23 protein-coding genes are annotated in these 22,174 nt (G+C 58.2%); 7 read left to right on the plus strand and 16 right to left on the minus strand.

Features of this window, described 5'->3' with window-relative positions; all coding sequences use genetic code 11:
• Positions 1–65 precede the first annotated feature (65 nt).
• On the minus strand, positions 66–3,122 hold the full coding sequence (locus EXQ56_04865; GenBank protein ID MSO19785.1) for an ATP-dependent helicase: 3,057 nt from the start codon (positions 3,120–3,122) through the stop codon (positions 66–68).
• 401 nt (positions 3,123–3,523) lie between these two features.
• Here EXQ56_04865 and EXQ56_04870 point away from each other — a divergent pair, with 401 nt between their 5' ends.
• Both EXQ56_04870 and EXQ56_04875 read left to right on the plus strand, forming a co-directional pair.
• Positions 3,524–3,850: a hypothetical protein gene (locus EXQ56_04870; GenBank protein MSO19786.1), complete on the plus strand. Its 327-nt coding sequence runs from the start codon at positions 3,524–3,526 to the stop codon at positions 3,848–3,850.
• A gap of 164 nt (positions 3,851–4,014) precedes the next feature.
• Entirely contained in the window at positions 4,015–4,365 is a 351-nt protein-coding gene (locus EXQ56_04875; GenBank protein ID MSO19787.1) for a hypothetical protein, read from the plus strand.
• Here the strand turns inward: EXQ56_04875 and EXQ56_04880 are convergent.
• The 12 genes from EXQ56_04880 to hisI form a co-directional block, all read right to left on the minus strand.
• Positions 4,352–5,395, minus strand: coding sequence for a GNAT family N-acetyltransferase (locus EXQ56_04880; GenBank protein MSO19788.1), 1,044 nt, complete (start codon positions 5,393–5,395; stop codon positions 4,352–4,354). The two genes, EXQ56_04875 and EXQ56_04880, sit on opposite strands and share 14 nt — an antisense overlap.
• Positions 5,395–6,081 carry a 1-(5-phosphoribosyl)-5-[(5-phosphoribosylamino)methylideneamino] imidazole-4-carboxamide isomerase gene (locus tag EXQ56_04885; GenBank protein ID MSO19789.1) on the minus strand — a complete coding sequence of 229 codons (687 nt, stop codon included), beginning with the start codon at positions 6,079–6,081 and terminating at the stop codon, positions 5,395–5,397. Before EXQ56_04885 ends, EXQ56_04880 begins: the two co-directional genes overlap by 1 nt.
• Before the next feature lie 29 nt (positions 6,082–6,110).
• Positions 6,111–6,728 (minus strand): SAM-dependent methyltransferase, encoded by a 618-nt coding sequence (locus tag EXQ56_04890; protein MSO19790.1) that lies wholly within the window; start codon positions 6,726–6,728, stop codon positions 6,111–6,113.
• Positions 6,729–6,851: 123 nt separating this feature from the next.
• Complete coding sequence (locus EXQ56_04895; GenBank protein ID MSO19791.1) at positions 6,852–7,274, minus strand: DUF2087 domain-containing protein; 423 nt, start codon at positions 7,272–7,274, stop codon at positions 6,852–6,854.
• Positions 7,275–7,308: 34 nt separating this feature from the next.
• Positions 7,309–8,094, minus strand: coding sequence for an imidazole glycerol phosphate synthase subunit HisF (gene hisF, locus EXQ56_04900; protein MSO19792.1), 786 nt, complete (start codon positions 8,092–8,094; stop codon positions 7,309–7,311).
• Positions 8,084–8,767: an imidazole glycerol phosphate synthase subunit HisH gene (hisH, locus tag EXQ56_04905; protein MSO19793.1), complete on the minus strand. Its 684-nt coding sequence runs from the start codon at positions 8,765–8,767 to the stop codon at positions 8,084–8,086. Before hisH ends, hisF begins: the two co-directional genes overlap by 11 nt.
• 39 nt (positions 8,768–8,806) lie before the next feature.
• Positions 8,807–9,472: an imidazoleglycerol-phosphate dehydratase HisB gene (gene hisB, locus EXQ56_04910; GenBank protein MSO19794.1), complete on the minus strand. Its 666-nt coding sequence runs from the start codon at positions 9,470–9,472 to the stop codon at positions 8,807–8,809.
• The gene (locus EXQ56_04915; protein MSO19795.1) at positions 9,469–10,149 is read right to left on the minus strand and encodes an HAD family hydrolase; all 681 of its coding nucleotides are present in this window, start codon (positions 10,147–10,149) and stop codon (positions 9,469–9,471) included. Before EXQ56_04915 ends, hisB begins: the two co-directional genes overlap by 4 nt.
• A complete protein-coding gene (hisC, locus tag EXQ56_04920) occupies positions 10,146–11,255 on the minus strand; it encodes a histidinol-phosphate transaminase (GenBank protein MSO19796.1) in 1,110 nt (369 codons plus the stop codon). Before hisC ends, EXQ56_04915 begins: the two co-directional genes overlap by 4 nt.
• Positions 11,256–11,263: 8 nt before the next feature.
• Positions 11,264–12,553: a histidinol dehydrogenase gene (hisD, locus tag EXQ56_04925; GenBank protein MSO19797.1), complete on the minus strand. Its 1,290-nt coding sequence runs from the start codon at positions 12,551–12,553 to the stop codon at positions 11,264–11,266.
• Between the two features lie 121 nt (positions 12,554–12,674).
• Positions 12,675–13,547 carry an ATP phosphoribosyltransferase gene (locus EXQ56_04930; protein ID MSO19798.1) on the minus strand — a complete coding sequence of 291 codons (873 nt, stop codon included), beginning with the start codon at positions 13,545–13,547 and terminating at the stop codon, positions 12,675–12,677.
• Positions 13,548–13,964 (minus strand): phosphoribosyl-AMP cyclohydrolase, encoded by a 417-nt coding sequence (gene hisI / locus EXQ56_04935; protein ID MSO19799.1) that lies wholly within the window; start codon positions 13,962–13,964, stop codon positions 13,548–13,550.
• 320 nt (positions 13,965–14,284) lie between these two features.
• Here hisI and EXQ56_04940 point away from each other — a divergent pair, with 320 nt between their 5' ends.
• Entirely contained in the window at positions 14,285–14,467 is a 183-nt protein-coding gene (locus EXQ56_04940) for a hypothetical protein (GenBank protein ID MSO19800.1), read from the plus strand.
• A gap of 38 nt (positions 14,468–14,505) precedes the next feature.
• Complete coding sequence (gene argS, locus EXQ56_04945; protein ID MSO19801.1) at positions 14,506–16,524, plus strand: arginine--tRNA ligase; 2,019 nt, start codon at positions 14,506–14,508, stop codon at positions 16,522–16,524.
• A gap of 274 nt (positions 16,525–16,798) precedes the next feature.
• Here the strand turns inward: argS and EXQ56_04950 are convergent, their stop codons facing one another.
• The 3 genes from EXQ56_04950 to EXQ56_04960 are packed head-to-tail and all read right to left on the minus strand — an operon-like array spanning position 16,799 to position 19,468.
• Positions 16,799–17,707, minus strand: coding sequence for a tetratricopeptide repeat protein (locus EXQ56_04950; GenBank protein ID MSO19802.1), 909 nt, complete (start codon positions 17,705–17,707; stop codon positions 16,799–16,801).
• The gene (locus EXQ56_04955; GenBank protein ID MSO19803.1) at positions 17,707–18,489 is read right to left on the minus strand and encodes a hypothetical protein; all 783 of its coding nucleotides are present in this window, start codon (positions 18,487–18,489) and stop codon (positions 17,707–17,709) included. Before EXQ56_04955 ends, EXQ56_04950 begins: the two co-directional genes overlap by 1 nt.
• A gap of 16 nt (positions 18,490–18,505) precedes the next feature.
• Positions 18,506–19,468, minus strand: a complete 963-nt coding sequence (locus tag EXQ56_04960) for an ABC transporter ATP-binding protein (protein MSO19804.1) — start codon at positions 19,466–19,468, stop codon at positions 18,506–18,508.
• A 128-nt stretch (positions 19,469–19,596) separates the two neighbouring features.
• Between EXQ56_04960 and rsmA the strand changes: the two genes are divergently transcribed.
• From rsmA to ybeY, 3 genes are all read left to right on the plus strand, one after another.
• Positions 19,597–20,439 (plus strand): ribosomal RNA small subunit methyltransferase A, encoded by an 843-nt coding sequence (gene rsmA, locus EXQ56_04965; protein ID MSO19805.1) that lies wholly within the window; start codon positions 19,597–19,599, stop codon positions 20,437–20,439.
• Between the two features lie 173 nt (positions 20,440–20,612).
• A complete protein-coding gene (locus EXQ56_04970) occupies positions 20,613–21,623 on the plus strand; it encodes a PhoH family protein (GenBank protein ID MSO19806.1) in 1,011 nt (336 codons plus the stop codon).
• A complete protein-coding gene (gene ybeY, locus EXQ56_04975; GenBank protein MSO19807.1) occupies positions 21,620–22,162 on the plus strand; it encodes an rRNA maturation RNase YbeY in 543 nt (180 codons plus the stop codon). Before EXQ56_04970 ends, ybeY begins: the two co-directional genes overlap by 4 nt.
• Positions 22,163–22,174 lie beyond the last annotated feature (12 nt).

Consider the following 22,174-nt stretch of genomic DNA (forward strand, 5'->3'; position numbering starts at 1 on the left):
CAGTGGATCATCAACTTATCACTGCTTGAGTTTGTCATGTATCCATTTGCCGATCCAGTTTTCGTTTAATTGTCGCGCTGCTCATGCTGAGGGCAAATGGGACGATAGGCGCAGTTGCGGCAAGTCATGAAACCGGGCTGGGCGGGAAACGACTCGGCGGAAATGCGCTGATGTGCATCCTTGAATTCATCCTCTAGTGCGATCAACTCATCCGCGCTGCGTGAGGTGTGGAGAAGCTCCTGTCCGGTCAAGTTACACAGGGCGATGGCCTCCGGCTTGACGCCCAGCACCTTGCGGCATGCTTCAGCATAGAGCGTCAACTGACGCATCTCATCGGTTTCCTTCTGCGTCTTCGGCCGCCCGGTCTTGAACTCCAGCAACTCCACCTCTCCTGCTTCATTGCGATGCACCTGATCGATTCTGCCGGTAACGCGGCAGCCTCCAAACTGCATCTCGAAAGGCTTTTCCTGGTGCAGTAGCTTGATCTTCCGCTCTTTCCACGCATCACGGAGTTGCTTAAGCTGCGCCATCCCCTGCTCGCGATACTTGGCCTCCTGAAGCGAATCGTCCATCGATACCTTGTCCCAATGCTGATTCAGAATCGCTTCGACTTCGAGGTCGGATAAATCCTTGCGCATTTCGCAGACGAGACGAACCACTTCGCGCGCAGCGGCATGCATCACCGTCCCAAACAGCAGAGCGGGCGCGGCGGGAACGGGAATTTGCAGAACATAGCCAAAGTAGTATTTTAAGGGACAATCCAGGTAGCTTTCCAACTGCGAGATACTCAGTGACACCGGGCGGGTGGCATCCTCGCGCCGTGGGACCAGACCAAGCGGCAACGATTGCGTGGCAGCATTCACCCGATCCAATGCAGCGTGTAGAACGGGAGATACAATGGGCCGCGTCCAAACCAGATCGGAAGGCGGCACGTCCCGCAAGTCATCCACAAAAGGCGATGGCCGGCTGGCCTCATTCGACACGGTTACCAACGTCAGTGACTCACGAGCCCGTGTGAGTGCGACATAGAACAGCCTCCGCTCCTCTTCCAGATGATAGTCACCCGTGGGCAGCGCCCCTTTCCACAGCTCCTCCGGAAGCGCGATCAATGGCTTGCGATTCGCTGTTGGGATTGATCGGCGTACCAACCTCCAGGCAAACACATGGTCGAATTCCAGCCCCTTCGACGCATGAATCGTCATCAATTGCACGCGGCCCAAGGGATATTTACTTGCCTCCGCGGCGCCCCCGGAACTTATGCTTTCTCCGGCGAGTTCCCCGGCGGCGAACAGCTCCGTCTGTCCTCCGGCGGGCGCGGCCGGTTCACTGCGTCCGCGCTTTCCTCCCACCAAATTACGGGTGAACTCCGGTTCCTCATCATCCGGCAGAGTGATCCTGCCGCCTGCTTCCTCGAAGTAGCCAAAGTATTCGAGAAATTCCTCGAGCAATCCCGTCTCGCATTTTTCCTCATTCCATGTTTCGAAGAACTCCCGGAAAGTCTTCAGCGGCGTGCGCTCTGACTCCGCACGCGGAAGGCCGATATCGTCGGCCAGCAGAGGAAACCACGCTGCTACGCGCACCTCCGTCGCGCGCTGGCGACAGCACAGGAGAAACTTTGTAAAATCGTCGCAGCCCGTCCATGCCGCTTTTGACGCCGCCAGCGAAAGACTTATCCGCTCACGGCTGGCGCGCTTGCAACACTCCGCGAACACTTCGTCCGGCATATTCCAGCGCGAACTGCGAGCGAATGATCGCAGCACTCGCGCCATGCTAACACTGTCTTGCGAATCGCCGATGACGCGCAGAAACGCAATCAAGTCGCGCACCACGGGCAGATCGTTGATTGCCAACCCACGAATCGCAAACGGAATCCCCCGCTCACGCAATGCATTGACCAGCAACTGGCGGTGCGCGTGCGCGCGATACAGCACGGCAAAGCTGGAATAGTCGATGACCTTGTCTACGCCAGTGGAATTGGCCTGCGCCTCCGTGACAGAGCGCGCGATCTCGTCCGCCGTGTGGCGAGCCTGCGCGTGCTCGTTGGCAAACTCCCACACTTCCACCTGCGGTCCGGCAGGCCTGCTGGCAATGAGTTTTTTGTCCGGCAGATAGCGATTCTTATTGCGAGAGATTGCGCTACCCGCCACGGAAAGAATTTTGTCGGTGGAGCGGTAGTTGCGGTCCAGCACGACGCGCGCGTGCCCGGCGAACTGCTCGCGAAACTGATCGAAGCTGGCGAAGCTCGCCCCGCGAAACCGGTAGATCGCCTGATCATCATCGCCCACCACGGTGATGTTGTGGGGCTCCCCCGCCAGTCGCCGCAGCAGTTCGAACTGCGCCGTGTTGGTGTCCTGGAATTCGTCCACCAAAATGAAGCGAAACTCCGCTCGCAGGCGCGAGAGCAACTCAGGGGAGTCATCGAGTAGGCGCACTGCGCGTGAGATCATCGCGCCATAACTCAGGTAGTTCTGTTGCTCCTGCATCTCCTCCAGCAATTGATAGACGCGCGCCACCTCACGCTGGCGCTTGAGTTCGGCCTCGAACTCCGCCACCGGATCAATCACCTTCTTCGGCTTGCGTTGCTTGCTTCCAATCGCTTCTGGCTCTGCTAGTGCGAGGGGCGGACCCGCCACTGCCAAGCGGTGAACATAGTCATTGTAATCGCCCGGAGAAACGAGGTTGTCGTGGCAGCGCGATGCAAAATCGACCAAGTCGCTCAGGAACTGCCCAGGGTTGGATACTTTGAAGTAATGATCGAGATCCAGCTTATCGAGATTACGGCGCAGAAATATCCACTGATCAATCTTGTCGAGCGGGCGACTGTCGGTCTCGCTGCCGATCAGATCATTGCAAAACGAATGGAACGTGGAGAATCGCGCCCCTGCCGCGGCTGACCCGAAGCGCTCGGCAGCGCGCTGGCGCATCTCCGAAGCGGCTTTGCGCGAGAACGTCAGCGCCAGGATGTTCTCCGGCTTGAGGCCCTTGACCTCACTTAAAAGATGTCCGACACGCTCGATCAGCACACGCGTCTTACCCGTGCCCGCGCCGGCCACAATCAGCAACGGCCCTTCGCCGTATTCCACGGCCCGCCGCTGCTCGGCATTTAGTTTGATATTCGGCATGGGTCACCAATAATTGTACCGGGCGGAGGACAATTTTCGCGGTTAATTCCCGCTATATAATTCGAAAACGTAAGCCCGCGGTCGGCAGGCCTCCTACTCATGTAATTGTGTGTCCAAGCAACTCGGAATAGAGTGCTTTGTCCTGCCGCAAATTCGCTTGACATTACACGAACGCAGGCAGCTTAATTGTCAACGATAGGGGTCTGGAGCCCCTCCAGCCGTCGGCTTTGCCGCCGCATCACCGAAAGGAGATCACCGTGCGCGTACACATCTTCGGAATCACCCTCGCGTTTATCCTGGCCAGCGGCAGTTTGCATGCCCAGCAGAACCCTCTTATGGGCACCTGAAAGACGAATCCGGCAAAATCCAAGGTTTCCCTTGGCTCACCGGCTATTACGCAGGTGGCCAAATACGAGCCTGTTGGCGGTGGGGCCGTGAAGTACACGTCGGATCGGGTCGCCTCCGACGGCACGAAAAGTCGCATCGAATTCACGGCCTTCATGAACGGGTCACTGGCCCCCTACAAGGGAGTGGCGGGCCGCGACGCGATCAAAATCAAGAAAATCGACCCCAACACCTATGAGGTTTTCTACCTGAACGCCGGGCAGGTCGTTCAGATCAACTTCTGGATCGTTTCCCCGGACGGCAAGACAATGTCCACCGTCTCCACCGGCGTGGGTACCGACAACAAGGTTTATAGCCGCCTCGTGGTCGCCGACAAGCAATAGCAACATAGCGGATAGTTGGTAGCGTAGCCACGTCATCCCGGCTGGCTGGATTGCCGTGGCAGGTCATGCCGAATTCCGACACGGAACAAGATACCCTTGCTGTGCCGGAATCATTGCTGGGAAGGTGAGGATGGACCATCGGGAGATCGTGCTACGATCAAGTCATGGGTGCTGATCGCTTCAACGTGCCGCTCTACCGCCCTTTCGAAAAACTCATCTCCATCACGGTGCGTGGCAAGCAGATGCAGGTTCCGGAGAACCAGATACTGTTGCGCGCCTTTCAGTATCTCTGTCCCGAGACCATCCCTTATGGCCGCTATTGCTGGAACGAGGAGTGCCAGTACTGCCGCGTGGTGATCCGCAAGTCAGACAGCGACAAGGTTTCGCAGGCGCTCTCCTGCAAGCTGATGGCAGAAGAAGGTTTGCAAGTCATGGAACTCGCCCCCGAGCTGCAATGGAACCTGAGCCAGTTGTTTCAGGAAACCGCTCAAGACCCCATGCCTACGGACGAATAGCCAATCCGTCTACAAGTGACTCCTGTCCTTGCGAACCAGATTCCCAGGCAAATGCCGGAAAACTTTGCATCGTGGAGAACCCTGCTCTTCGATATAGATTCATGGCGCCGCCGTTGGCGTCGGTGGCGGTCAGGGTTACGGCCTGGAAGCCACGGGCGGCCAGCACGTCCAGCGCCCGCTGCAACAGACTGTACCCCACTCCAGCCCCCTGCTGTTCTGGGGAAACGCACAACTGGGTGATGTGCGCCACTCCCGGACTGACCACGCTGGTAAGCAACATTCCACACGGCTGGCCATCAAGATGCGCGAGGGGAGTCGCTTCTGGATCGTGCCCGCCGTCTCGATACGCCAGCAGCGACGCGGGCGGACAAAACTCCCCGCAGCCGGGATAGTGAATGATGTTGTCGAGAAAGCGTAATGCACCAGCCTGGGTGCGGTATTGGTCGCTGACCTCGCAGTCCACGTGCCCTGCGTAGGAACGCGTAATAAGATTCGCGGAATCAAGAAATTTTCCGGCCTCCCACTCGGAAATCACTAACCCGAAAGGCAAATGTGTGGCGGAGGCTGAGGGCACCGATGACAGCTTCAGCTTCAAAAAGCTACGTCCAAAGCAGGTGTACCCGCGCCCGGCGAACAGCGCGCGCACGGCGGGCGTATCGATGTGCAGCAACTGCGCCTCGATGCGTCGCACGCCGGGAATGGCCTCTAAAGTCTCCAGCGTGTGCGCGAGCAGAAGACTGTAGATGGCGTCATTGCGCCAGTCAGGGCAGGCAAACACATCGCCGACCAACCCCTTGCCCGCTTCGCAAACGTAGAAAGTGAAGCCCACGGCGCGACCGTTGCTCATCGCCGCGTAACCGGTCAGCGCACGCCCATCCAGGAAGCGCCGTATCATGCCGACGGTCGCCGTATAGTCCCACAGAAGGTTGTCCCGCCATGCGCGAGCCTCATCCGCCAGCAGCGACTCCATCGCTTCGGTGTGCAAATGGCGCAGATCAACTATTTCAACGGAATTTTCCATAACAGACATCAGGGTCGGGGAGCAACAAGTCGAAGCTTTCCGGTATAGACGGCCATGCCCACCGCGGCGTCCATACCCATCTGCTCAAGCGCATCGACCTCCTGCTGCGTGGTGATCCCCCCGGCGGCGATGATCGGTAGCCGCGTGGCCGCGCGCAGCCGGGCGAACCAGCGCAGGTTGGTGCCTTGCATCATTCCTTCTTTGTCGACATAGGTGCATAGCAGCCCGCCGCAATAGGGCTCAACCTGTGGGATTACGTCTTCCGCGCGCAACCCTGTACGCGCACGCCAGCCCCTGACAACGATGCGGCCCCGGCTGGTATCGAGCGCCAGAACGATGCGCCGCTTCCCCGCCGCGCGGCGCACGGAGCGCAGAAACTTTTCGTTCACGCCATCCTCGCCGAAGGCCGCCGTGCCGATGATGATCTGCTGTGCGCCCAGCGCCACTAATTCGCGCACGCGCGCGACGCTTCGCACGCCCCCCCCCACACGCACCGGCCTGCGGCGGCAGAGTCGCGCCACCATCTTGTCGTTATTGCCCGTACCCAGCGCGGCATCCAGATCAATCACATTGATGACCGGGAAACCGCGAAACTTTCTGAGCATCACCATCGGGTCTACTTCGAGTTTTTTCTCACGACCGCGCACGAGCTGCACGGCCATCCCATCCATCAGATCAATGCACGGCACGATCATAGGCACGTTCCTTAGTGGAAATTACCGACTTATTTAATGGCCCGGCCCGCGATCTGCGGCGCCACATGAGCAAGTGGCAGGCGGAAATGCTCGATCTCCACACGCGCGAATCCGGCGTCCTCAATGGCTTGCCATGTTTCGCGGTCGGGGTGGCATCCGTTGCCGATCCACATTTCGATCGGTCGCAGCCATCGCTGAACCTTGCGCAATCGTGTGCCCAGCGGGGCGGCGACATGCTCCAGAAACACAAACTGCCCGCCCGGCTTCAGCACCCGGCGTATTTCGTTTAACACCTGTTCCGGATTAGCCACCGAGCACAAAACCAGCGTGCTGACAACTGCATCCTGGCTCGCATCTTCGACGGGCAGCCTCTCCGCGTATCCATGTCGAAGATCAGCCACCACGCCCGCATCCATGATCGCGCGCGCGAGATGGCGATCCATGTGGACGTTGGGCTCGACGCCAGTCCAGATATTGTCGCGCGAGTAGTAACGCAGGTTCGGGCCTGTGCCCGGCCCTATCTCCAGTATCTTCCCGCGCAGGCCGCCGAGCAGCACGCGTTTGCGTTCCGCCGTCAACGCATCATACCTTGGCCCGGCATGCGACATCAGCCAGGCATGGAACCGCGCGCCCATATCGTTCCTCATTCGCGGCGCCGCTGTATTCCCATCTGGTGACGACTCAGCAGCGCTCATGACGCATCATTCAGATCACATCGCTCACTGCGTCCCTCTACTCAGTGCGTCACGTTGCTCAGTGCGTCCCGTTGCTCATGGCTGCTTATTTCGAAACGCTTCGCGCTTGGCGGCAGCCTCAAGAATGGCGTCGTTTACCACGGCGGACTGGTCGATGGCGCTGATCTCCGGGGCGAACAGCGCGGCATTCGTGTCCGCGATCAACTCATACATCCGGCCATCCGCCGAGCGGCTCAAATATTTCTCGTCGATCAAATTGCGACGCAGTGCGGCGTGATCCACCTGCATCGTATTTCCCACCGCACCACTCCATGCTGTAAGCGCCGTCTTCAAGTCCATCTCGGAGTACACCCGACCCGGCTCCAGCGTCAGAGCGATGGACTTCAAGACTATCGAGCGGTCGCGCGGTTTGCGCGGCAGATCGCTCGACCGGCCCGTAGTGCAGAGTTGCGCGAGGCGCTTGCGAAATTCATCAGCGGTGATACTCTCGTCCGGCATTGCTGAGAACTCCTCGGTAAATTGGTACAAGAAGCTACAATCGCACGGGAATTCCGCGCGACTTTAGATGATTTTTGAGGTCGCTGACGCGAACCTTGCCATAGTGGAAGATCGACGCGGCTAACGCAGCGTCGGCCTCACCGCGCGATAGCACGTCGGCAAAATGCTCCGCCGATCCCGCTCCGCCCGAGGCGATCACCGGAATCCTAACGGCGCGGGAAACGGCGCTCGTTAATTCGCAGTCAAAACCCGCTTCTGTGCCATCGCAATCCATGGAAGTCAGTAGAATCTCTCCAGCGCCCAACTGTTCGCCTTGAGCGGCCCACTCGATCGCCGACAACTCCACGGGCCTGCGACCTCCGTAGGTGAATACGCGCCAACCACTGGTGCTCGATTGCAGCTCCACGGGCCGCTCACACTCGCGGCGAGCGTCAATGGCTAATATCACCGCTTGCGCACCGAACTCCTCGGACAACTCGGTGATCAGCGCGGGCCGCTCCACGGCGGCAGTATTTACCGACACTTTATCCGCGCCCGAAGTGAGAATGGCACGCGCGTCCGCTACCGACCGAATCCCGCCACCCACGGAGAGCGGAATAAAAACCTTCTGCGCGGTGCGGGCAACGGTCTCGGCAATCAACTTGCGACGCTCATGCGAGGCGGTGATGTCGAGGAAGACAACTTCATCTACGCCTTCGAGATTATAGGCCGAGGCTAATTCAGCAGGATCACCCGCGTCGCGCAGCTCAAGAAAATTGATGCCCTTCACGACGCGGCCATCCTTCACGTCCAGACACGCAATCACTCGTTTAGCCAGCATGTAAACCTCGTGCGCTGACCGCCCCGGATAACTGCGCACACAGCGCCGCGAAATTGCTCACCACTTGCAACCCCAGGTTGCCGGACTTTTCCGGATGAAACTGTGTGCCAAATACGTTGCCTATTTCGAGCGCGGCAATGAACTCCCCGCCATAGTCGGCCACCGCCGCAGCCAATGGCCTTCCATCGGCGGCAGGAGAGGCAGCAAGTTCGCGCGGCAGGAAGTAGGAGTGCGCGAAATAGACGAAGGGCCGAGAAGCCATCCCCGCGAAAAGTCTGCTGTGCGGCGCGAGATCTAATTGATTCCAGCCCATGTGCGGAACTTTGAACCCCGCAGGCATGTCCTCGGGAAAACGGCGAACCGAGCCGGGAAAGATCCCGAGGCCCGCGTACTCCGGGGCTTCGTCGCTGCCCTCGAACAACGCATGCATGCCCAGGCAGATTCCCAGATACGGAATCCCCGCGCGTATGCGGTCGCGCAGCACACCGATGACCGCCATCTGATCAAGTGAGCGCATCATCTGCCCAAAGTGGCCCACCCCGGGCAACAGAATCGCCGACGCTGCGGCCACATCCTGGGCAGAATAGGTAACGCGGTGGGGAACGCTCAGAAACTTCAGCGTGTTCTCTACCGAGCGCAAGTTGCCCGCGCCGTAATCAATCACCGTAATCATGCGTGTTCCCTGCCCTGCGATTTATTTCTACAGCAGACACTAGAGCAAACCCTTGGTACTGGGCATCTCGGACTTTAGGCGCGCGTCCATGGACGCCGCCATCTTCAGCGCGCGCGCGAAGGTCTTGAAGATTGCCTCCACCGCGTGATGCGTGGAACGCGCACCGAGCAACTTCAGATGCACATTGGCTCGCGCCTGATTGGCAAAACCACCGAAAAAATCTTCTACCAGTTCGGTTTGTAAATCGCCGACGATGCGCTGGCGAAACTTCGCGTTAAAACCCAGGTACGGTCGACCGGAGAGGTCCACGGCAGCCACAGCCAGAGCCTCGTCCAGCGGCATGATGAAGTAACCGGCGCGATTGATGCCGCGCTTGTCACCCAGGGCCTCGCGCACGCACTCTCCCAGCACAATTCCGACATCTTCCACGGTGTGGTGTTGGTCAATGTCCAGATCACCAGTGGCCTGCAAATCAAGATCGAAGCCGCCGTGGCGGGCAAACAGCTCCAACATGTGGTCAAAGAACCGGATGCCGGTGGAGATTTGGTAGCGTCCCTTTCCTTCAATAGTCAAATGAGCGCGGATCTGAGTTTCGGTGGTATTGCGCTCGATCATCGCGTCGCGCAGCTTACCGCTTCGCTGCTTAATGACGCGCGAACCGATGGCGGCGGATTTAGTTTTGACTGGTTTCTTTACAAGACTCATGGCAGGACACGCTCCAGTTCATTGATGTCGGAAATTACGGCGCGCGCGCCCTGATCGCGGAACCATTGTCCCAGTTCTTCGCTTAGTCCGTTGCCGGATTTCACGACACCGATGAACGGAACCTCGGCGGCCTGCGCGGCGCGGAAGTCATCCATCACGTCGCCGATATAGAAAACCTCGGCGGGCGAGACTTCCTTCATGATCTTGAAGATGCCCTCCGGGTCAGGCTTCTCGCGCGACACTTCCTCCATGCCGATCAATGGCTCAAAGCGCATGGTGGGGGCAAACTTGGAGAGTGTAAACTTCGCCTCCCAGCTCTCGCGCCCCGTGAACAGGGCAAAGCGAAATTTTTCCGCGAGACGCTCCAGCAGTCCCACCCTTGGCAGCCAGCGCTCGCGCGAGATCATGCCCGAGCAGTTTTCACCAAGGTAAAACTTTTGAAAGATGGCAATCACTTCGTCGCGTTCCATGCTGCTGCCGTGCTCACGCGCGATTTCCATAGTCAGGTCCCAGTCGTTGTTGGAGTTGCCGCGATTCTTGTATCGTTGAATGTCAGCCTGCGTAATCTCCGCGCCGCAGATTTCTTTCACAGAAGTGATAATCGATGCGCGGTAGGAATTGGTCACGTCCACCAACACGCCATCCATGTCGAATATCAGCAAACGTCCGCTACTCATCGCGAGCCGCCTTGAGCGGAAAGTTGCCGGACTGCCCGGCGCAACGCGCGAATCAACGTGCGCGTCTGCATGAGCGTGCCCACAGTGAAGCGCACGTTGCCAGAGATTTCGTAGTCGCGGTCGCGGACCAGGATGCCACGTTCAGCCAGCAGGTCGCGAATAGCGCGATGCTGCTCGCCAAAATCGATCAGCACGAAATTCGCGTCGCTTGATCCATAACTCAGGCCCAGCCGCTTCAGCTCATCGCAGAGCAGCTTGCGCGAGGCGAACATCTCGGCCACATATTTTTTGACATAGCCGGGATCTTTGATCGCTTCGAGCGCCGCGATCACCGCCACGGCATTTACGCTGTAAGGCGACTGTCCCTTGCGGATCGCGGAGATATTCTCCGCTTGCGAGAACAGGCAGCCGATTCGCAGCGCGGCAAGCCCGAAGGCTTTCGAGAAAGTCCGCGAGACGAACAGGTTCGGAAACTTGCCGAGCCAGCCGATGGCGGTCTGTCCGAAAAACTCGAAGTAAGCTTCATCCACCAACACGGCGGCCTGCGGCGCGGCGCGCAGGATCGCGCGCAGTTGCTCGGAAGATGCCGAGGTGCCAGTGGGATTATTGGGATTGGCGATGAGTACAGCGCACGTACGCCGCCCGACGGGAGTCTCGAGATGCTTCACGATGGCGTGTGCCGGGAAGCTCAGGTCGGGACGAAAGTCGATCTCGTCCACAATGCCACCCATGACCTGTGCGTAAAAGCGGTACATCGCATAGCTGGGGCGCAGAATCAGCACTCGGTCGCCGGGATCAACGTAAGTATTGATTATGAGCTGAATCGCCTCGTCGGTACCGTTGGTGAGCGCCAATTCTTCCCGCTTCACATGGAAGAAGAGCGCCAGCGCGGGAACCGCATCATCATATTCCGGATAGGCAGCCAAGTCGGCAGGCCGAAGCTTCGCTAGACGCTTCACCACATGAGGTGAACAACCCACGGTGTTCTCGTTGAAGTCGAGACGCATCTTGCCGCTGCGCCCGCTGGACGGCGGGTGATAGGGCGTCATGCGGGCAATGGCGCGGCGGGGCTTCAACAATGAGGTGGCACTTTTCTTCACTGGCATGATGGCAACTATTTCTTCCTTGTTATAGAACTTGTCTTCATACGGATTTCCACGGAGCGTGCATGCGCCTCCAACCCTTCAGAGCGGGCAATGGTGGTGATAGTCGGAGTGATGCGCGCCAGCCCGGCGCGATCCAGTTGCTGCACAGTGACAACCTTCAGGTAGTCGAGCACAGAGAGTCCGCCGCGCAAACGCGCCATGCCGCTGGTGGGCAGCACGTGATTCGGTCCCGAAGCATAGTCGCCCGCGGCCTCCGGACTGTATGGCCCCACGAAGATGCTCCCGGCGTTCTGTATCGCGCGTAGCGGAAATCCAACGGGCACGCAGAGATGCTCGGGTGCAAAGCGATTGGCCAGCCTAATGGCTTCGTCGCGGTTCTTGATAACGATGATCGCTCCGTTGTTGCGGAGTGACTCAGTCGCGGGAGTTCCTTTCGGCAATGTCGCGAGTTGCGCTGCAAGCGCGCGAGCGATGCGCTCTGCGAGACGACGCGAATCCACCAGCACAATTGCTGCCGCATCCACATCGTGCTCGGCCTGCGCCAGCATGTCGGCTGCGATGAATTCAGAATTCGCCTCACGGCCCTCTGCGATGATCAATACCTCAGTGGGTCCGGCGACAAAGTCAATCGACACGTCGCGCGAGACGAGCCGCTTGGCGGCAGCCACGTAGGCGTTTCCGGGACCAACAATCTTGGCGACTCGGGCGATGGTCTTCGTTCCATACGCCAGAGCCGCGATGGCTTGCGCCCCGCCCACGGTATAGAGTTCGGTGATGCCGAGCTCATGGGCAACGGCGAGAATCTCCGGCACCAGCTTCGGCGTGCAGACTACAATGCGTGGCACGCCGGCCACTTGCGCCGGGATGGCCGTCATCAGCAGAGTGGACGGCAGTGGGTAGCGGCCTGCGGGAATGTAGCAGCCGACGCTGTCGAGCGGGCGGATGAGCTGTCCGGCGCGAATGCCCGGAGCGAGTTGCTTGCGCCACTCGCGCGGCATCTGCAGGCGGGCGAACGTTCGGATGTTGCGCGCCGCTTGCGTTACAGCGCGGCGGAAAGCGGGCGAGACCTCGCGCGCGGCGGCAGCGATGTCATCGGCGGATACGGCAAAGCCAGCAGCGGTCTTGCCCGCATAGCGATCCCACTGACGCGCGTAGCGCACCAACGCGGCGTCGCCAGCGCGATGGACGGCCTCGATCACCGGCTGCACCGTGCGCTCGGCATCCTCGAGGCGCACGGCGCGCCGCGCGAAGACGCGGTTGACGGCGCGGGTGTCGCTGCTATCGATGATGCGGATCAGGGGTTGGGGCATAAACTTATATCATGCGCTACAAACAGCTCGACCGAAAATCCCGCGCCAAGAAAATCGCTTGACGCGGCTACCAGTGCACAAATCTCACGGCACAACAATTGTGCCGTGGCTACATCACGATCTTGTTCAGTGGGTACTCGACGATTCCTTGCGCGCCAGCGCCCTTCAGGCGCGGGATGATGACGCGCACCAGCTTTTCTTCGAGAATGGTGTTCACCGCGATCCAGCCGGTTTCGCTGAGCTGCGAGATAGTCGGTTGTTTCAGCGCGGGCAGCACGGCAAGTACGGCCTTGAGATTATCTTGATGCACGTTCAGCATCAGGCCCACGCGCCCGTGCGCCAGCATCGCACCTTCCAGCAACATCTTGATGTTGGCGAGTTTCTCCTGCTTCCAAGCGTCCTGCCATGATTGCTTATTGGCGATCAACACGGTGTTCGACTCGAGCACCGTGTCGACAATTTTCAGCTTGTTGGCGCGCAACGACGAGCCGGTCTCGGTTACCTCCACGATGGCATCGGCCAGCAGCGGCGGCTTCACTTCGGTCGCGCCCCAGGAAAATTCCACTTTCGCGGTTACGCCGTGGCGGGCCAGATATTTCTCTGTGGCCTTCACCAACTCGGTGGCCACGATCTTGCCTTGCAGGTCCTTCGGACCTTGGATGTTGGAACTCTCGGGCACGGCCAGCACCCAGCGCACTTTGCCGAAGCTGGCCTTCGAGTAAACCAGATTTGTTACTACGACGATGTCGGCATCATTTTCGATGACCCAGTCGTGGCCGGTGAGACCCGCATCGAGCACGCCGTCTTCCACATAGCGCGCCATCTCCTGCGCGCGGATCAGCACGCACTCGATCTCGTCGTCGTCGATATTCGGATAGTAGGAACGGGAGCCCACGGTGATCTTGAAACCGGCGCGAGCGAACAACTCGATGGTGGCGTCCTGCAAACTTCCCTTGGGGATACCCAGCTTGAGCTTGCTCATTTACTTGGCCTCCTTGGCCAGTGCGGCGGGTTTCGGCGCATAGTACGCCTTAGGATCATAGGACCGCGGCTCAACCTCTACCAGCTTGCCGTCTTCCACGCGTCGAAAAAAACAGGAGTAGTAGCCTTCATGGCAGGTGCCTGGGCCGAGCTGGTCGGCGACGCAGAGGATCGTGTCGAGGTCGCAATCGACAAGCACCTCACGGACCTTCAGCACATGCCCGGAGGTTTCCCCCTTCATCCACAGCTTGTTCTGGGAGCGGCTGAAGAAGGTTACGTTACCCGAGGCGAGGGTCTTGTCGAACGCCTCCTGGTTCATGTAGCCAAGCATGAGCACCTTACCCGTGCCGGTCTCCTGCACCACGGCGGGGATCATGCCGCCGCTTTTCTTGAAATCCAGTTGGAACTCTGTGCTCATTTCCTTCGCTCAACTTTCTGTAACAATGCGATGCCGGGGTCCTATCAGAGCCGCGACCGGGAAAATGGCCGCAAAAAAACCCGCCAGTTGGGAAGCTAGCGGGCCGCTTGGTACCGAGATAAATTCTATGCGCTGGCTGAAACGGCTCCGCTATGTCACACAATGGTGTGCGTGGTGGTGGACGTGCCCAGAGTCGTATTGAATCCGTTGTATAACCATGAATTTACAAAATATCGCACCCGGAGCATTCTGTCAACCGTTACCGCTCTATTCGAAATTTGTTATAGTTACGCATTGTTGGACCGTACGAAGGACGCGCTATGGGGGGACTCGACTTGAAGGAGACTTTGTTGAGCATTGCCTTGATGGTGGGAATCCTTGGCGCGAGCTGGTTCTTCACGGAATGGTTTACGCGCAAGATGTATTATCGCTGCCGCAACTGCATCACCATTAACGCCAAGCGCCGCTCGCACTGCCGCAAATGCGGCCATCCCCTGCCGTAAGCCCAATAGGCGCGTGATATAGTGAAGTTTTTGCAAGGATGGAGAAGCCCGTCTTGTATCTCGCAACACAATCTCGAATTCAGCAGGCCGTGCGCGACTTCGCGCAGCGACAGTGGCAGCTCGATGTGAATGTGCTGATTAGCGTGCCGCCGCAGCCCGCGATGGGCGACATGGCGCTGGTGCTGGCCATGGAATTGGCGCGCAAGCTGCGCCGCCCGCCAAAGCAGATCGCAGAGGAAATTGCCACCGAGGCGCGCTTGGTGCCTGGCGTCGCACGCGTCGAGGTAGCAGGCGCGGGTTACGTGAACATCTTTCTCAACCGCGCAGCCTATGCGAGTCGCATGATGGCGGCGCCTATCGCCAAAACTCAAGTCTCGACTGCGCTCCCGCTCGCGGAAAAAATTATCGTTGAGCACACCAACATAAATCCCAATAAGGCGGCGCACATCGGACATTTGCGCAACGCGGCGCTGGGCGACACTTTTGTCCGCCTGCTGCGCGCGCGCGGGGCTCCGGTGGAGGTGCAAAACTACATCGACAACACCGGCGTGCAGGTGGCCGACGTGGTCGCTGGCTTCCTGCACATGGAAATGAAATCTCCGGATGATGTCGCGCGGCTGATCGCTGATCCCACGATTCGTTTCGACTACTACTGTTGGGATTTGTACGCGCGCGTCTCCAAGATCTTTGAGGAAGATAAGTCTCGGCTGGAGTTGCGCCGGCGGACGCTGCAAGAGATCGAGCATGGCGAGGGCGACACGGCCAGAGTGGCCGAGATGGTGGCAACGGAGATTGTCCGCTATCATCTGCGCACCATGCTGCGGCTGGGCGTGGAGTACGACGTGCTGCCGCGCGAAAGCGAAATTCTGCACCTGCGGTTTTGGGATCAGGCCTTTGAATTACTCAAACAGCGGGAAGCGATCTACCTGGAAAGCGTAGGTAAGAACGCCGGCTGCTGGGTGATGCGGCAAAAGGGAGCTGCGGAGACCGCTGCAAAGGAGATTGACTCGGCAGCCGCAGCAGCCACAGTGGATGACACCAAGGTCATTGTTCGGTCCAACGGCACCGTTACCTATGTGGGCAAGGACATCGCCTATCAATTGTGGAAATTTGGGTTGTTGGGGCGCGACTTCCACTATCAGCCATTCCATACCTACCCAGACGGCAGAGTGCTCTGGGTGAGCAGCATGACGAGCGGGCAAGCGGGCGCGCCCGCCTTCGGCCAGGGACAGAAAGTCTACAACGTCATTGATGTCCGGCAATCGTATCTACAGGACATTGTCGCGCAGGGACTGCGCGCGCTGGGCTATGAGAGCGAGGCGGATCGCTCGATTCACTTCTCCTATGAGATGGTCGCGCTATCGCCGCGCACTTGCGAACTGATGGGTATCGAGCTGAGTGCGGAGGATAAGGCGCGTCCGTTTGTGGAAGTGTCTGGACGCAAAGGACTGGGCATCAAGGCGGACGACTTGATCGACCGACTGATTGACGAGGCCCGGCGTGAGGTGGACTCCCGCCACCCGGATACTCCGGACGAAAAGCGGGCCGAGATCGCTCAGAAGATCGCTATTGGAGCGCTGCGCTACTTCCTGCTGAAGTTCACCTGCACGTCGGTGATCGCCTTTGATCTGAAAGATGCGCTGAGTTTTGAAGGCGAAACGGGACCGTACGTGCAGTACGCCGTAGTGCGCGCCCGCAACATTTTCCGCAAACTGTCCGATGAAGGCGGCCGTTTCGATTTGAGCAGAATTACACCGGAGCTGCTGGCGTCGTCGTTGAACTCGCCGGAAGGAGATAGCTTCTGGCAACTGCTATATTTGTCCAGCCGATGGGAATTTGCAGTCGAGCAGGCCGTGGCGACATCGGAGCCTGCCGCGATGGCCAAATATTCATTCCAACTGGCTCAGGCCTTCAACTACTTCTACCACCAGCATCGCATCCTGATCGAGCCGGATGCGGACCGCAAGATGTTTCTGCTCTGGCTGGTCTCCGTGCTGGATAGCCACCTCACCCACGCGATCGAGCTGCTGGGCATCGAAGTCCCCGCCGCGATGTAGCGTGGCTGATCTTCAATCAATGCATCACCTAATTGATGGATACCCGCATAGGATTGATGGAAGAACAGCGTGTAACTGTGTCCACAGTCCTAGTGAAAGAACGGGACTGGAGGCACATTGGCAGAAGTATCACACACCCACATAATGGAAACAGACTAAGCGAAAGTCCTTTAAGCGCGGCAACCGGCTCTCTCCTCTCCGACAGCCGGTTCCCCGCCAAGGACGACAAAGAAAGCCTTCTAGCAATCTTCTGATTGGGCTTCTGGTTTGGCTTCTAGTTTGGGTTGAATGCCTCGGGCGAGGGCAAGTTGCTCCGCGAAACAACTGAACTGGGATCGATCGCAACCTTCCCTTCGGGCTCGAGCAAGTAGGGCACTCCCGTGGGATCGACGGGCACTGAGGACAACAGTCCGGCAAGGACCAACTCTTGTAAATTATTGGGCCAGCGCTTTTCACGCTGCTGAAATTCGCGAGCAAGTCGTTCGAGCTCATCGACGTCATCGGCTGCCTTCAGTATCTTGAGTTGAAGCTCCGCATTGGCACGAATGGTTTCGTCCTGTGTAGTGGCATGAATCTCCGACCACAAGTAGCGGGAGATGTCCCGGTTGCCGCCTTTGGCGGAGATCGCGGCGGCCATCACCTTCATCCATGGCTGGGCTTTGGGGTTTTTGCTACCCTCCAGATAGGATTTCGCGGCCTGCTCGAAATCACCGAGTTCCCAGTAATAAGTAAATCCCAGGTAATGCCATAGACGCCACGCATCCGGGTTCGCGGCAATGCCCCGGCGCAGCAGTTCCACCGCGTGATCCGGGCGTCCCGCTCCACGCGGTGCCGGAGTTGACAGGAAAAAATTACCGACGGAATAGACCACCAAAAGTTGGGGGTCCAGCTCAACTGCAGTGTTCAGGAGCGGGAAGAGAAGCGAAAAATCCTCTTGGTGATTCACCCGCTGCGTGCCGAAATACTGTACGGCACGGGTCCAATAGAAGTCGGCGAGTAAGCCATTTTGGCCCATGCTCAACGAACGAAGGACCGTTCCCGGCAATACGTAGTCGATAGGCTGCGATTGATTCCTTAGCACATCCAGATGGAGATCAATTTTCTGCTGGACGGCGGCAGACGCCAGCAAAACGCAGAGCACTACCGGCAGGATGATCTTAGTCTGCAAGCCTTGCTGGGGCATTACTTCAAATCCTTCCGGCTGAACATGAGGACAGACGCCAGCAGCAGCACGCTTCCATAGCAGATCGCGTAAACAGTGTTGCTGACAATCAATGAAGCAGCCACAGGCTGACCGTTTGACACCCAGGCGGAAACGCGGAAGTTGCTGAAATTGGGCAGGAGGTAGTAGACGAATTGCACGAGGGAACGAATCAGAGGGTTCTCCGACATGGTGGCAAACATCCGGACATCCTGGGCGAAGGAGCCGATGAAATAAAGCAAGAAGGTATAGAGCGCGGCCAACACGGGGGTGGTGAAACAGGAAAAGAACATGCACAACGCGCTCACCAGGATCAGCTCCAAAACTATGAAATAGATGGCGGCCCAGATGGAAACATCCTGAGCCTCATAGTTGTGCACGAGATAGAAGAGCGTCGCCCACAAGCCCGCTGTCATCACCGCCGTGTTCACCAGCACAGTAAAATTCAGGCCAGCAAATTTTCCCACCACAAATTGCCAGCGGCGGATCGGCTTACTGAGGAGCGGATACAGGCTGCGTTTGTCGATTTCTTTATGCACCGAACCAATCCCCAAAAAGATGGCAATGACCAAACCAAACATGGAGATGGCACTTAACCCGATATTGATGATGATGATTTTATGAATGCCGATGGATATCTGGCCGAAAAGCAGCGCTGACCCGATCATGATTACCGCGAAGGCAACCAGGTTATAGAGCACGCGATCGCGCACCGCTTCGCGGAAGGTGTTGCGGGCGATGGCCAGTGTCTGCGCTACAATCATCGTCGTTCCACCCTTATCAAGAATGCGGCCCGGTCCTATCGACCGCGGCAGGAGCGGAGCGATCCAGCAGGCCGACGAAATAGTCTTCCAAGCTGAAGCGAAGCGGGTTCAGCGAAATCAGGTGAGCCCGCCCGGCAGCACAGATCGCATGTAATTCCCTCACCCTGTCCTCGCCAACCTCCAGACGGAAATGGCCGCCTGAACTCACTGCCGGCATACTGGCGAGCGCCTCCAACTTTCTTTTAGTTTCTGGCTCGTCGCACTCCACGATGGCTTCATATCCAGATTCGCGGCGCAAAAGATCGGCAATCCGTCCGACGCCGACCAGCTTACCCCTGCCCAGAATCGCCACGCGGTCGCAAAGCGCCTCGGCGTCGGACAGTATGTGTGTGCTGAAGAAAATCGTTTTGCCCTGCTGCTTGAGATGCAGAATCAGATTGCGCACGTCGCGCCGGCCAACGGGGTCCAGCCCGGACATGGGTTCGTCGAGCAGCACAATTTGCGGATCATGCAGAACGGCTTGCGCGATGCCGATTCGTTGCAGCATACCCTTGGAAAACTTCCGTAGAGCGGTGCCCCGAAACTCCTTGAGACCGACTTGATCCAATACGGTCTCTCGCCGCTCGTGGCGCTGGGCGGCTGTCATAGGAAAAAACCGGCCAAAATAGTCCAGCAACTCGTCTGGCGTTAGGTAGTCGTAGAAATAGGGATTCTCGGGCAGATAGCCGACCTGATTAAAAGTCTCCGGAGTGCCGATGGGCGAGCCCAAAATACTCGCGGTACCTTCAGTGGGGGCAATCAGACTGGTAAGAATTTTGAGAGTGGTGGTCTTGCCAGCACCGTTATGGCCCAGAAAGCCGAAAACCTCGCCGGTCTCCACAGATAGCGTGAGGCCATCGAGGACGCGGCGCGGCCTCTTTCGCCAAAAACCGGTCAAGTAATCTTTGCTGAGTCCGATGATCTCAATTGCTGCCATAATAACCAACCAGGAATTATTATAATCAGTCCGCAACCAGCTTGGGAATGACACCAGTGTATTACCTGTTTACTAATTGAATTCGTCCGCCCAGTGAATTCGGGATTCTCCCCCTGCGCTACAATCAGGATATGGCACGCTCAATTTCCTCTGCGCCTTCCTCCAAGACCGGTGCGCCACTGGGGCAGCACTTTCTCGTCGATCGCCGCATCGAACAGCGGATATTTGAGGCCGTGCGCCCGACCTCCCGTTCCGTGGTGCTGGAAATAGGCGGCGGCCCTGGCAATATGACCCGCCTGCTGGCTGAACGCGCAGCGCGGGTGGTCTCGGTGGAAATCGACCGCAAACTCGCCGCGAAACTGGAAGAACAGTTCGCCGATGATTTCCGAGTGGAAATTCTAACCGGAGATATTCTAAAGGTCCCCATTGATGAGATCGCACAGCGTTACGGCGTCGCGCGATTGCTGGTTTTTGGCAACCTGCCGTACTACATCACCTCGCCGATTTTGATGAGGCTATTCGCCAACATGCAAGTGATCGACCGCATCGTAGTGATGATGCAGTACGAGGTCGCCATGCGCATCATCGCCACGCCGGGCACTTCGGAGTATGGCCTGCTCTCGGTAACCTGCCAATACTATACCGAGCCCAAACTTCTGTTCCCCATCCCGGCACACGCGTTCAATCCACCACCCAAAGTGGTATCGGCGCTGGTGAGTATGCCGGTCTGTCCGCAGAAGCTGAGCCTGGGCATTCAGGACGAAGCCGATTTCTGGCTATGGATGCGGGCCGCATTCGCGCAAAAACGGAAGACGCTCGTGAATAACTGGAAAACTCTCGCGCCCGCCCCGGTCATCATGGCTGCGATCGGCAAGGAAGGATTCGACTCGCGCATTCGCGCCGAAGACCTTTCTCTGCGAGAGCTGGCCATATTGTACCGAAACACCAGTCACACCATCCACCACCAAGGCTAGGCTCTCGATTCACTTGCGCCTCGGCGCCCTTGCTCTGTTGTCTCTTTTCTCCGGAGCGAAAGAACCTGTCAGCGATTGACCGCGCGGGACAAGCTTGCTAAGGTTTAGATTGGTTGCGAAATCCTTGCGGGACTCGCCCGCCATGTTTCACCCCATTGCCGCTTGCTCCTTGAATGAAGAAAGACGTCAAACTTAGTTCTGGCATCGAAACCCTGTTTGGCACCCGGGATGAAAACCTGCGGCTGCTGGAATCCGAACTTCGCCTGACCCTCCAGCTCAAGAACGAAGCCATCGAAATTGACGGGGAGCCGCTCGATGTGGAGCGCATGGAGCGCCTGCTCGACGATTACGACAAGCTGATGCAGGAAGGCGTTATTTTTTCCAATGGCGACCTGCGCGGCTTCCTTAAAATCGTCGCCGATGATCCCTCCGCCAGTCTGCACAGCCTGGTAACCAGCAGCCGGAATCGCAATTTAGGCAAGAAGGCGGTCGTGCCCAAGAGCCTTCATCAGCGTATCTACATGGAGTCGATTGATCGCAATGACATGGTCTTCGGTATTGGTCCCGCCGGCACCGGCAAGACCTATCTAGCCGTAAGCATGGCGGTATCCTATCTGCTCGCGCGCCGCGTGAACCGGATCGTCTTGGCACGTCCGGCAGTAGAAGCCGGCGAGCGGCTAGGCTTCCTGCCCGGCACGCTCCAGGAAAAGGTGGATCCGTTTCTTCGTCCTCTTTACGATGCGCTGTACGACCTGCTGGAAGCCGAGAAAGTCGAGCGGTTTCTCGAAAAAGGAGCCATCGAGATTGCGCCCATCGCCTTCATGCGCGGACGCACATTAAACGACAGCTTCGTGATTCTTGATGAAGCGCAGAACACTACCGGCGAGCAGATGAAGATGTTTCTCACTCACCTCGGCTTCAATTCCAAGATGGTCATCACGGGCGACATCACCCAGATTGATCTGCCCGGCGACAAACGTAGCGGCCTGCTCTCTGCGATGGATGTGGTCCAAAAAGTGGAGGGGATCAGTTTTACCTATTTTGATGAACGCGATGTGGTGCGCCACCATCTGGTGCAGAAAATTGTCCGGGCCTACGATGCTTATTCGCAAGCAACCGCGCAGACCAGCGCGGATCAGGAGCGCTTCCGGTTTGCGGGCGAGCCGGGAAGCCATCAGACTTGAAAGCCATGGAAGTCGCCCTATTGAACCAGCAGCGTAGTATTCAGATCGACTGCGCTCGCCTTCGCAGCTATCTACACAGACTAGGCGCGGAACTCTCGCCTGCTCCTTTTACCGTGGCGTTGGTATCCGATGTCGCCATCCGCCGCCTGAACCTGGCCTTCCGACATAAGGACTCCACCACGGATGTCCTGTCCTTCCATTCCGGCGACGCCGAGAGGAAAAAACTTCGGATAGGGCATGGAGAGAGAGCCCCCAACATTGAGGAAACTGTCGGCTTGGGCGACATCGTGATAGCCGCGCCCACCGCTTCCCGTGCCGCCGGACAATTTGGCTGGACCCTCACGCAGGAGCTTCAGGCGCTCGCGCTGCATGGACTGTTGCATTTAATGGGGTATGATCATGAAACGGATCATGGGGAGATGGCTCGGGCTGAGCGACGATGGGGACGGCGATTTGGATTGCCGCAAACGCTGCTCTCGCGCCAGTACACGAAGTCGCGCCGGCCAAAAGAATTCCGCCGGAAAGCCGTGCAGTCCTAGTTCCGCGTCAAC

The organism is Acidobacteriota bacterium (genome assembly GCA_009691245.1).
In the GTDB taxonomy this organism is placed as follows: Bacteria; Acidobacteriota; Terriglobia; order 2-12-FULL-54-10; family 2-12-FULL-54-10; genus SHUM01.